The 11,441-nt window shown below is 72.9% G+C and carries 11 protein-coding genes; 5 read left to right on the top strand and 6 right to left on the bottom strand.

What is annotated here, in order from left to right; translation table 11 throughout:
• The first annotated feature begins 36 nt into the window (after positions 1-36).
• Both NIE111_RS03910 and NIE111_RS03905 read left to right on the top strand, forming a co-directional pair.
• Positions 37-537, top strand: coding sequence for a hypothetical protein (locus tag NIE111_RS03910; protein WP_238683071.1), 501 nt, complete (start codon positions 37-39; stop codon positions 535-537).
• Between the two features lie 36 nt (positions 538-573).
• Entirely contained in the window at positions 574-2,787 is a 2,214-nt protein-coding gene (locus tag NIE111_RS03905) for an AAA family ATPase (protein ID WP_238683070.1), read from the top strand.
• A gap of 39 nt (positions 2,788-2,826) precedes the next feature.
• Here NIE111_RS03905 and NIE111_RS03900 read toward each other — a convergent pair whose 3' ends face one another.
• The 6 genes from NIE111_RS03900 to NIE111_RS03875 form a co-directional block, all read right to left on the bottom strand.
• Positions 2,827-3,336 carry a GNAT family N-acetyltransferase gene (locus tag NIE111_RS03900; RefSeq protein WP_238683069.1) on the bottom strand — a complete coding sequence of 170 codons (510 nt, stop codon included), beginning with the start codon at positions 3,334-3,336 and terminating at the stop codon, positions 2,827-2,829.
• Positions 3,337-3,485: 149 nt separating this feature from the next.
• Positions 3,486-4,310 (bottom strand): hypothetical protein, encoded by an 825-nt coding sequence (locus tag NIE111_RS03895; protein WP_238683068.1) that lies wholly within the window; start codon positions 4,308-4,310, stop codon positions 3,486-3,488.
• A 264-nt stretch (positions 4,311-4,574) separates the two neighbouring features.
• A complete protein-coding gene (locus NIE111_RS03890; RefSeq protein ID WP_238683067.1) occupies positions 4,575-4,988 on the bottom strand; it encodes a DUF3263 domain-containing protein in 414 nt (137 codons plus the stop codon).
• Positions 4,989-5,098: 110 nt separating this feature from the next.
• Positions 5,099-6,115, bottom strand: coding sequence for an ABC transporter permease subunit (locus NIE111_RS03885; RefSeq protein ID WP_238683066.1), 1,017 nt, complete (start codon positions 6,113-6,115; stop codon positions 5,099-5,101).
• Positions 6,112-7,122 (bottom strand): ABC transporter ATP-binding protein, encoded by a 1,011-nt coding sequence (locus NIE111_RS03880; RefSeq protein ID WP_091403013.1) that lies wholly within the window; start codon positions 7,120-7,122, stop codon positions 6,112-6,114. The genes NIE111_RS03885 and NIE111_RS03880 overlap by 4 nt, the downstream gene beginning before the upstream one ends.
• A 121-nt stretch (positions 7,123-7,243) precedes the next feature.
• Positions 7,244-8,029 carry a DeoR/GlpR family DNA-binding transcription regulator gene (locus NIE111_RS03875; RefSeq protein ID WP_091403015.1) on the bottom strand — a complete coding sequence of 262 codons (786 nt, stop codon included), beginning with the start codon at positions 8,027-8,029 and terminating at the stop codon, positions 7,244-7,246.
• Between the two features lie 200 nt (positions 8,030-8,229).
• On the opposite strand from NIE111_RS03875, the gene NIE111_RS03870 reads away from it, so the two are divergent.
• Genes NIE111_RS03870 through nagA form a run of 3 tightly spaced genes read left to right on the top strand, consistent with a single transcriptional unit; the run spans position 8,230 to position 11,271 of the window.
• A complete protein-coding gene (locus NIE111_RS03870) occupies positions 8,230-9,159 on the top strand; it encodes an SIS domain-containing protein (RefSeq protein ID WP_238683065.1) in 930 nt (309 codons plus the stop codon).
• Positions 9,160-9,214: 55 nt separating this feature from the next.
• Positions 9,215-10,165, top strand: a complete 951-nt coding sequence (locus NIE111_RS03865; RefSeq protein ID WP_308193622.1) for an ROK family protein — start codon at positions 9,215-9,217, stop codon at positions 10,163-10,165.
• Positions 10,162-11,271, top strand: coding sequence for an N-acetylglucosamine-6-phosphate deacetylase (gene nagA / locus NIE111_RS03860; RefSeq protein ID WP_238683064.1), 1,110 nt, complete (start codon positions 10,162-10,164; stop codon positions 11,269-11,271). Before NIE111_RS03865 ends, nagA begins: the two co-directional genes overlap by 4 nt.
• Positions 11,272-11,441: the final 170 nt, after the last annotated feature.

Here is an 11,441-nt window from a genome sequence, read left to right as displayed (position 1 = left end):
CGACCAGCTCCGGCCGTGGCGGGAAGAGGTGATCTGGTGAGGGGCGACCTGGACGAGACGCTGGCCCGGCTGGCCCGACGTGTGGAGGCGTCACGCCGTCGGGCCGCCGACCGTGACGACACCACAGCACCGTCGAGCCCGCCCGGCCTCGGCGGTGACACCCGCAACGCCCGGTCGGGCCGGCACGCGGGGGTGGAGACTCCGAGCGAGGTGGCCGGCTGGGGGCCGGTCGAGGAGGTGGCCGAGGCGGTCCGCCAGGTCGTCGGGGCGTACCCCGGGCTGGCGGTGACAGTGCAGGTGGAGCACGCCGGGCGGACGTACGCGATGCGGGTCTCCTGGGACGGGCCTGCCGTCACTGTCGGACCCGTTGCCCCGCCGACGCCCGTGGAACCCCCGCCGGCCTGGCCGCTGTCCGGCCGGACGGTGCCCGCCTGGGCACCCGGTCCGGACGGGTTGACGCCGGACCCGGCGGCCCGGTTGGCCGAGCTGATCCGAAGCGACCCGACGCTGTTGGACGAGCTGGATCCGCGGCGCTGACCGGCGGGGCTGGCTGACGGCGGCTACGGTCGGGCAGTGGCGCAACCCGACCTGACCCTGACGGCGAGCCTGCGGCCGGCGGCGCTCGACGCCCGACGGGGCATCGTGCGCCTGCACCCGGAGGCGCTGACAGCGCTGGGGCTGCGCCCCGGCGACCCGGTCCGCCTTGTCGGCCGCCGCGAGACGGCCGGGATCGCCGCGGCGGCCGGGCCGGGCGCGAGCAGCGCCCTGCTGTACGCCGACGACCTGACGTTGGGCAACCTGGGTCTGCGCGACGGCGGTCAGGTGCGGGTGAGCCCGGTGCCGTTGGTCTCGGCGAGCCGGGTCGTCCTGGCCGGGCCGGCGGGGGTCGTCGCGGCGGTCAGCCCGGAGATGCTCCGGCTGGCCCTGCTGGGCAAGGTGCTCACCGCCGGGGACGACGTGTCGCTGCTGCCGCAGGACGTGCTGCCGGACGCCTCGGTCCGCAGCCTGGTCGAGGCGGCACGACGCAGCCTCGCCAACACCGTCGGTTTCGCCTGGACCAGCACGCTGCTCAGCGTGGTCACTGTCGAGCCGGCGACCGGCGCCATGGTCACCATGGACACGTCTGTTGCCTGGGAGCACGGTGCGACGACCCACGGCGGGCCCGCCCCGGCCGGCGCCACGTCGACCCGGCCGGGTACGAGCGCCGACACCGTTGCGGCGGAGGACGCGCCCGACGTGGACGAGTTGCCCGGGCTGCGGGCCCAGGCCGAGGAACTGACCGAACTGCTGGACCTCGGCTTCCACCACCGGGAGGTGCTGGGTCGACTGGGCACCACCATCTCGTTGGGGGTGTTGCTCGTCGGCCCGGCGGGCTCCGGGAAGTCGGCGCTGGTCCGGGCCGTGGCCGCCCGGGTCGGTGCACGCGTTCACCCGCTCTGGGCGCCGGAGGTGGCCGCGTTGACCAGTCAGGCCGCCGCCGAGCGGTTGCGCGTCGCGGCATCGGCGGCACGGGCCGAAGGCCCGGCGGTACTGCTGGTCACCGACGTCGAGGCGCTCGCACCCGCTGACGACCCCGGTCCGGTGGCGACGGTGTTCCGTCAGGTGCTCGCGGAGAGCATTCGGGCCGGCGTCGCAGTGGTCTGCACGACCGGCCGACCGGAGGCGGTCGACTCCGCGCTTCGCGCGCCCGACCTGCTGTCGCTGCGGATCAGCGTCCCGCTCCCGGATCAGGCGCTGCGCCGCGAGCAGCTCACAGTGCTGACCCGGCAGGTGCCGTTGGCCGACGACGTCCGGCTCGACGAGGTGGCCGCGCGTACCCCCGGGTTCGTCGCTGCGGACCTGGCCGCACTGGTCCGGGAGGCCGGGGTACGCGCGGCGCTGCGGCAGAAGTCCGCCGAGACCCCGACGGTGTCGATGGCCGACTTCACCGCCGCCCGGGAGGTGGTCCGGCCCACCACGATGGCGGCGTCCACGCTGGATCTGGCCTCGGTGACACTGGACGACGTGGGTGGCCTGGACGAGGTCAAACAGACGCTGACCGAGTCGGTGCTGTGGCCGCTGACCTACCCGGACACCTTTGCCCGGCTCGGCGTGCAGCCGCCGCGCGGCGTGCTGCTCTACGGGCCGCCGGGCTGCGGCAAGACCTACCTGGTCACCGCGCTGGCCGGGTCGGGGCGGGCCAACGTGCTGTCGGTCAAGGGGGCGGAACTGCTCTCCAAGTGGGTCGGTGAGAGCGAACGCGCGGTTCGCGAGCTGTTCCGTCGGGCCCGGGAAGCGGCCCCCACGCTGATCTTCCTGGACGAGGTGGACGCGCTGGCGCCGGTACGCGGCCAGGCCACCGACGGGGGCACCACGGACCGGGTGGTCGCCGCCCTGCTCACCGAGTTGGACGGGGTGGAGACGCTGCGCAACGTGGTGGTGGTCGGTGCGACGAACCGGCCGGACCTGGTCGACCCGGCGTTGCTGCGGCCGGGCCGGTTGGAGCGGCTGGTCTACGTGCCGCCGCCGGACGGGCCCGCCCGTGCGGAGATCCTGCGGGCCGCGTCCCGGCAGGTGCCGCTGGCACCGGACGTCGACCTGCCGGCTCTCGGTGACGAGCTGACCGGCTTCTCCGCCGCGGACTGTGCGGCGCTGATTCGCGAGGCGGCGCTGGCCGCGATGCGGGAGTCGCTCGCCGCCGCCACTGTCACCGCCGAGCACGTGTCGACAGCGCGGGCCCGGGTTCGACCGTCGCTGGACCCGGCGCAGGTCGCCGGCCTGGCCGCGTACGCCGCCAACCGGGAGTGATCAGACCAGCACAACCTTTCGTCGGCCCCGACGGGCAGCTCAGAAGGCGGGCGGCGTCGAATCGAGGCAGATTTCGGCGCGTACCGTGCCGTCGTCCTCGCGGAGTTTCGCGCCACACTTCTCCAAGACGGCGACCGCGCCGATGTTGTCCGGGGTCGTCTCGGCCACCACGGCCCGCATGCCCGCCCGAGCGGCGGCGTTCAGCAGCTCCCGTAGGGCGGCCGCGCCGATCCCCTGCCCCCGTGCCGACCGGCCGAGCCACATCCCGGTATCCACGGTGCGCGGCTCATCACAGCGCGTCATCCGGACCATGCCCATCACCTCGCCGCCGACGAGGATGGCGTACATCTGCGAGCCGGTTGGGCCGTCCAGCCCGCCGAAGCTTGCCCGATGGAATTCGCGGAACGCCTCGCGACGGGCGAGCGACCAGCCGGCGGGTGCCTCGACCGGGGGCATCACATCACCCGGCTCCGCCTCCGCAGCCGCTACGGAGAGCAACGGCTCCAGGTTCCGTTCGTCCACCGGCTCCAGCCGGACCGCACCCGCCACGTGCCGCAGTCTGCCGCCCTCATCGGCCGAAGTCCACCCCATTGGCCATCCACTGGCGGTCCGGACAGCGGTACCGGCCGGTCGGGCGGCCCGGGTGTTCCACATCACGCTCTGTTGTCACCCGACCGGGTGTCACCGGCCCGAAACGCCTACCCGAACTCGCAGAACACCACCGACGCGTCGTCGGTGGGCTTGTGCCGGCGAAGCCGATCGGGATGGTCGCGCTCGGCGTCCCGCACCCTGTCGATCAACGCGCCCGGACCGTCGGCGCTCAGCAGGTCCAGCAGACCGGTCCAGTCGGTCAACGCGAACTGCTCCACCGCGCTGGACGCGCCGTCACTGAGCAGCGCCGCCCGCCGTAGTGCCCCCGGACCGTGTCGGGGCGCGGTCCCGGTGACCGCGTGGAAGGCCGCGTCCGGGTCGGAGGCCGCCACCCAGTAGCCGTGGGTGCGGTTCATCCGCTCCCGCTGGACGCTCACGGCGTGCCGGAACCGGGTGACCGGGTCCGCCGCGCCGCCCGGCACGACGGCCACTGTCTCCCGCAGCTCCGCCATCGCCGCGTCCAGCCGGTTGTCGGTGACCACGCTGACCTGCCCGCCGGCGTCGAGGACGAGCGGGCTGTCGCAGAGCACCAGGTAGTCCACCTGGTCGCCGCAGTCCCGCAGGAGGCAGACAGTGCTGGACGGGGTGCCCGGGTGGTCGAGGTCGCACTGCCCGCCGTGGTCGGCGCGCACCGCGAGGATCGCCGCGGCCAGATTGCTGGTCAGCCGGGCGGCCGGGCGTACCGCCTCGGCGACGCCGATCCGGGCCGCCAGGTGCCGGACGTACCACTCGGGCCCGTGCACGCAACCGGTGTCGAAGCCGTCCGGCACCGTCGCGCCGTCCAGGACACCGACCAGCGGGCCGAACCGGAAGACCAGATCCTCGTTGACCGGCCGACCCGGGGACGGCGCGGACGCGGAGCGTACCTGCATCACCGGTGCTCCCACCTGCGGTTGGTGGCGGTCATTTGTCGCTCCCTCCGTCGCCTCCGGCCACCTGCCGGCGCCCCGGAGCGCTCCCCGCGTACCCCTTGGGCCTGGCGACATTCCTGCAGGCGACAAACGCTGCGATCTTGCACTTTGTGTCCCGACAAAGACGCACAAAAGACGCGAATCGACGACAGTAAGTGCAAGATCGCGGGATTGCGCGGGAGCGCGCGGGAGCGCGCGGGAGCGCGCGGAGCGCGGAGCGCGCGGTTAACGGCGGCGGTTACGGGCGCGCGACGAGCGCAACCGGCGGAGTCGGCTGATCAGCACGGGGTCGGCGGCCAGGGCTGCCGGATTGTCCAGCAGGCCGTTGAGCAGTTGGTAGTACCGGGTCGACGAGATCCCGAAGGTGTCCCGGACGGCCTGCTCCTTGGCGCCGGCGTGCCGCCACCACTGCTGCTCGAAGGCGAGGATGGCGCGCTCCCGCTCGGTCAGCCCCGCCGCCGGATCAGCGGGATCAGTGGGCTGCGCCGACTCGTCGGCGGGTGGTGCCAGCTCGTCGGTGGTCTCGATGGGCGGCGCCGGTCGGGGGTTCGGGACTGTCGGCCCGGCAGCACCCGCGACCTCACCCGGACGAGCGTCGATGGACGGCTCGGGGGCGGCCGGGGTGGTGTCGGCGGACATGTCGTTCAGCCTAGTCAGCGGCGACCAGGGACGCAGCAGGCGGCGCGGCCGGTCCTCACCGCCGGGAACCCCGACGGCCGGGCCGACCGCGCCGCGTCACTTCGGTCAGGTCAGGAGATGTCGCGGCGACGCATCGCCCAGAGCGCCGCCCCGAGGATCACCACCACCCCGACCGAGAGCAGGACGGAGGACTGCTGCCAGGTGATCTCCATCGTGGCCGGCTTGCACTCCCCGTAGTAGGTCGCGTTGCAGGCGTTCCAGTCCTCCAGCTTGACCGTCTTCGTCATCCAGGCCACCGCGTAGGTGGGCAGCAGCCACGCCTCGGCGAACCGCACGCCGGCCATGGAGAGCAGGATGCCCAGGCCGAACTGGCCGACCACCATCACCGCCACCACGCCACCGAGGGCCATCGCTGTGTGCCGACCGAGCGAGGCGAGGGCGAAGCCGATGGTGGTGAGCACCAACACCAGCACCACACCGCGTACGCCGGTCAGCATGAACGACTGCCAGACCCCCGAGGTCATCTTCTCGGTGCTGCCCCGGAGGTTGGCGATCGCCCAGAACCCGGCAAACCACAGCACCGCGGCAGGCAGCGTCACCGCCAGGATGCCGGTGAGCAGGGCGGCCAGCTTGGTGAGCAGTACGGTGAGCCGCTTCGGCCGCCAGAGCAACAGGTTCATCATGCCGCCGGTGCTCCACTCGGCACCGACGAAGGACGCGCCGATGACGAACCCGACCAGGGCGAGGATCGCCGCGAACGGGATCAGTGTCTCGTCGAACGTCTCCTTGAAGTCGAACGTCGACGGCAGGAACCACTCAGCCTTGATCTCCTCCCGGGGCGGCGGAGTGATCACCGAGCAGTCGTCCGGGTAGCGGCCTTCGGTCGCCGTGCCGGAGGCCTTGGCCTGCGCACACGCGACGCGCTCCTGCTCGCTCCAGCGCACCTGCTCCTGGTACTGCTGGTCGGCCTGACGCTCGGCCCTGGCGAGCTGGCCGGCGTCGATCTTCTGGTTGGTGAAGAACACCCCGACCACCACCGCGGCCAGCACCAGCAGGCCGAGCAGTGTCATGTAGCGGGTGAAACGCCGCTTGCTGAGCCGGCGCAGCTCGGTACGAAAGAGGCTCACGCGCCCCACCCTCCCCCGGCGGGACCGGGCTGACCCGTCCCACCGACCTTCATGGACTCGTCGACCTGCCGGTGCTGGCCGGGTACCGGCGCGGTGGCGGTCAGTTCGAGGAAGACGCTCTCCAGGTCGACGGCGATCGGCGCCAACTCACTGACGTAGAGGTTCTTCTCGGCGAGCAGCCGGGTCACCGACGCCGGCTTGTCGACGCCGGCCAGCATCAGGTGGTCCGGGTGACCGGTGACCCGGATCCCGGCCTGGGTGAGCGCCTCGGTGGCCACCGGCAGGTCGCTGACCGCCTCCAGCCGGATCCGGACCGCACCTGAAGAGTGCTGCGCGAGCACCTCGTCGACCGGGCCGAACGCGACCCGCCGGCCCAGCGAGATGATGGTGACCGAGTCGCAGATCAGCTGGATCTCACCGAGGATGTGACTGGACAGCACCACTGTCATTCCGGACTCGGCGAGGGTACGCATCAGCGTGCGCATCTCCCGGATGCCGCCCGGGTCGAGGCCGTTGGCCGGCTCGTCGAGGATGAGCAGCTTCGGGTTCTTCAGCAGGGCCGAGGCCACGGCGAGCCGCTGTTTCATGCCCAACGAGTACGTCTTGACCCGCTCGCCGGACCGGTCGCGCAGCCCGACGAGTTCCAGCACCTCGTCGACCCTGACCGCCGGCACCTCGCCTGCCCCCGCGAGCAGGGACAGCGTGTCCCGGGCCGTGAAGTGCGGGAAGAACTGCGGGCTCTCCACGATCGCGCCGACCTGGCCGGCGACAGTGGGCAGCGCGTCGGGAACCTCGTGCCCGAGCAGCGCCATCCGGCCACCGTCGGGCCGGATCAGGCCGAGCAGCGTACGCAGCGTGGTGGTCTTGCCGGACCCGTTGGGACCCAGGAAGCCGTGCACCTGCCCCGCGTCGACCCGCATGTCGAAGCCGTCGAGCGCATTGCGGGTGCCGCGTCGACGACTCTTGTACGTCTTACGTAGACCTTCGATCTCCAGGACAGCTGGCAAGCTGCACCTCCCCCGATGGGTGGGCGTGACAGCCGACACCATACGCGGTATGCAGAAGCGCGCAATACGCGGTATGCATCGACGCGCCGATCAGGCTAGTTCATCGACGCAGCGTGACCCCTCAGGCGCAGATGACCTGTACGCCGGCGGCGCGGAACGCGTCAACCACCTCCGGCGCGGCACCGGAGTCGGTCACCAGCGTCTCCACCCGCTCGACCGGGCAGATCCGGGCGAAGGCGTGACCGCCCAGCTTGGACGAGTCCGCGATGATCACGACACGCTTGGCGCGGGCCACCATCAGGTTGTTCATCGCCGCCTCCCCCTCGTGGTGGGCGGCGGCGCCGAGCTGCGGGTCGATCGCGTCCACGCCGAGTAGGGCGACGTCCAGGGTGACCTCGCGCAGCAGCGCCCCACCCAGCGGGCCGACCAGCTCGAACGACTTCGGGCGCACCACGCCGCCGGCCACGACCACCTTCATCCGGGATCGGACCAGCAGCTCGTTGGCGATGTTCAGCGCATTTGTCACCACTGTGAGCTGGGCACCCTCGGCGCTGGTGTTCAGATCCGGTCGGACGGCGAGAGCCCTCGCCACCTCGGTGCTGGTGGTGCCGCCGTTCAGGCCGACCACGGTGCCCGGCGTGACGAGCGCGGCGGCGGCCGCCCCGATCCGCTGCTTCTCGGCCGAGTGCTTGGCCGTCTTGTAGCGCAGCGGCAGGTCGTACGACACGCCGTTGGCGACCGCGCCACCCCGGGTCCTCGTGATCATTTGCTGCTGCGCGAGCTGGTCGAAGTCACGCCGGATGGTGGCCTGGGAGACGTCCAGCCGCTCGGCTGCCGCCTCGACGCTGACCCGGCCGTTGTCGGTCAGCATTTCGAGCAGGGCGTTCCATCTGGCGTACCGGTCCACTGCGGGGGCCCTCCCAGCAACTGCACGGACGGTGATTGATTGCGTGCACACTAGTGCGCGAAACTAGGCTGGCGCAAAAGACTGACCTGCGCGATCGGCCGGCCGGTTGCCATGGTCACCCACGTTCGCGCAGAATAACGCGCGAAATGCGGGTCTAACGAGCCGTATTGCGCACCGGTCGGCCCTGCGAGGAGTTTCCCATGGCGTACGTGGACGCGGAGATCGCGAGCCAACCCGACTGCTGGCGGGAGGCGGCCGGGCTGGCCGAGGTCGTACGCGGTGACCTGCCACGCCCCGGGGAACGGGTCGCCGTCGTCGGTTGCGGCACGTCGTGGTTCATGGCGATGGCGTACGCGGCCCGCCGCGAGCAGGCCGGCCAGGGTGAGACCGACGCGTTCCAGGCGTCCGAGTTTCCCGCCGACCGCCGCTACGACCGGCTGATCGCGATCACCCGTTCCGGCACCACCACAGAGGTGCTGGAACTGCTCGCCGCGCTGCGCGGACGGACACCCACCACAGTCATCGTCGGCGACCCCACGTCCCCGGCGGTCGAGCTGGCCGCCGCCACCGTGGCCCTGCCCTTCGCCGACGAACGGTCGGTGGTGCAGACCCGCTTCGCGACCACCGCGCTGGCACTGCTCCGGGCCCAGCTCGGCGACCCGGTGACAGCGCTCGCCGCCGACGCCGAGGTGGCGGTGCGATCTCCGCTGCCGATCGACCCGGCCACCATCGAGCAGGTCACCTTCCTCGGTCGGGGGTGGACGATCGGGCTGGCCCAGGAGGCGGCGCTGAAGTGCCGCGAGGCGGCCACCTTCTGGGCCGAGGCGTACCCGGCGATGGACTACCGGCACGGGCCCATCTCGGTCGCCGCGCCGGGCCGGCTGGTCTGGGCGTTCGGTGAGCTGCCCGACGGGCTGCCCGAGGACGTGGCGGCCACCGGCGCGGCCTTCGTGCACAGCCGCACGCACGGCTGGCGCACGGTGCTGGGCAGCTGGTCCGCCGGCCGAACCCCGGTCGACCCGATGGCCGACCTGATCCTGGCGCAGCGCTTCGCTGTCGCGCTGGCCACCAGCCGGGGCCTCGACCCGGACGCGCCCCGCCACCTGACCCGGTCCGTGGTGTTGGCGTGAGCGCGAGGAGTGAGCCGGGGTTGCGAGCCCCGCGGTCGCGAACCGAGCTGGCGCCGTGAGCGACCGCGTGGTCGTTGCGCTGGACGTCGGCGGCACCGGCATGAAGTGCGCCCTGGTCCGACCGGACGGCGTCGTGGTGCGCACCGAACGACACCCCACCGAGGCCGCGCGTGGCCCGGCCGCCGTGGTCGGCACCATCCTGGACGTGGCCGGCGGGCTGGCCGACAAGGCCCGCGCCGACGGGCTCACCCCGATCGCTGTCGGCATCGCCGTGCCCGGGGTCGTGGACGAGTCACGCGGCGTCGCGGTGTGGTCGGCGAACGTGGGCTTCCGGGACGTACCCCTGCGGGACCTGACGGTGCGACGGCTCGGCCTGCCGGCGGCGCTCGGCCACGACGTGCGTGTCGGTGGTCTCGCCGAGGCCCGGCTCGGCGCCGGACGCGGCACCGGGCACGTGCTGTTCGTGGCCATCGGCACCGGCATCGCCGCCGCGCACGTCGTGGACGGCACGGCCGCGGTGGGGGCCCACGGCGCCGCCGGGGAGATCGGCCACATTTTGGTTCGGCCCGACGGTCCGCGCTGCGGCTGCGGCCGCCCCGGCTGCCTGGAGGCGGTCGCGTCGGCCGCCGCCATCGGCCGCCGCTACGCCGAACTGGCCGGCGACACCGCGGACGCCCCGGTGACCGCGGCCGAGGTGGCCGAGCGGGCCGCAGCCGGCGAACAGCTCGCCGGCCAGGTCTGGCAGGAGGCGGTCGAGGCGCTCGCCGACGGCCTCGCCAGCGGGCAGGCGCTGTTCGACGTGGCGACGATCGTGCTGGGCGGCGGCCTGGCCCAGGCCGGGGACCGGCTGCTGACCCCGCTGCGGGCCGCGCTGCACGAACGGATGACCTTCCACCGGGAGCCGCGACTGGTCGCGGCAGCCCTCGGCGACGAGGCCGGTTGCCTCGGTGCCGCCCTGCTCGCCCTGGACGCCGTGGGTGTCCGTGACAATCGGGAGAAGCGATGACCGTACGGGTGAACGGCCGAGTGGTGACCCCGACCGGAGTCGTCCGGCAGGGCTGTGTCGAGTGGGACGGTGATCGGATCACAGCGGTGGCCGAATATCCGTCGGTGCGCGACGGGCACTGGATCGTGCCCGGCTTCGTGGACATGCACACGCACGGCGGTGGCGGGCACACCTTCACCACCGGGGACGCGGACGAGGCCCGCGCGGCGGCCGACTTCCACCTCGCCCACGGCACCACCACGCTGCTGGCCAGCCTGGTCAGCGCGCCCTTTCCGCTGATGCGTACGGCCACCGAGGCGTTCGCCCCGTTGGTCGAGGAGGGCGTGTTGGCGGGGGTCCACTTCGAGGGGCCGTACCTGTCGGCCGCCCGTTGCGGCGCGCAGAACCCGGAGTACCTGCGCGACCCGTCGACCGACGAGCTGACCGAGCTGATCAAGCTGGGCCGGGGCGCGATCCGCATGGTCACCCTCGCCCCGGAGCGCGACGGCGCGCTGGAGGCGATCAAGCTGCTCGCCGCGCAGCGGGTGGTGGCGGCGGTGGGCCACACCGACGCCACGTACGAGCAGACCCGCGCCGCGGTCGCCGCCGGCGCCAGCGTCGGCACCCACCTGTTCAACGGCATGCGGCCGGTGCACCACCGTGAGCCGGGGCCGGTGGTGGCCCTGCTCGACGCGCCCACTGTGATCTGCGAGCTGGTCGCCGACGGGATTCACCTGCACGACGGCATGCTGACCTTCGCCACCGCGACCGCCGGCCCGGACCGCGCCGCGCTGATCACCGACGCGATGGCCGCCGCCGGCATGCCCGACGGCGAGTACGAGCTGGGCGGCCAGGCCGTCACCGTCGCCGACGGGGTGGCCCGACTCGCCCGCGACGGCGCTATCGCCGGCAGCACGCTGACAATGGACGCCGCGCTGCGGCACGCCGTGAACGCCGGAATCCCGATCGCCGACGCCGCACGGATGGTGGCGACCACCCCGGCGCGGGCCATCGGCCTGGGTGACCGGGTCGGGTCCCTCCAGGTGGGCCTCCGCGCCGACCTGGTGGTGCTCGACGACGACCTCAACGTGGTGCGGGTGCTGCGCGGCGGCTCCTGGGTGGAGTGACGGGGGCACCCGTCGCCGCTCGCATCCGCCGGGTCGTCTCGGCCGAGCCGAGGTGCGACGCGGAGCCTTTGGAGCTGAATCGCTTACGACATCGGCCTCGTGCCGACCATCAGCCTCGTACCGACAGGATCGACGACCGGACGTGAGGCGGCCCCGCGCCGACTCGTTTG

The sequence above is a fragment of the Micromonospora hortensis genome (genome assembly GCF_022230935.1).
Taxonomy (GTDB): Bacteria; Actinomycetota; Actinomycetes; order Mycobacteriales; family Micromonosporaceae; genus Micromonospora; species Micromonospora hortensis.
Note: the sequence above shows the minus strand (reverse complement) of the source record. Positions and strands in the feature narration are given on the sequence as shown.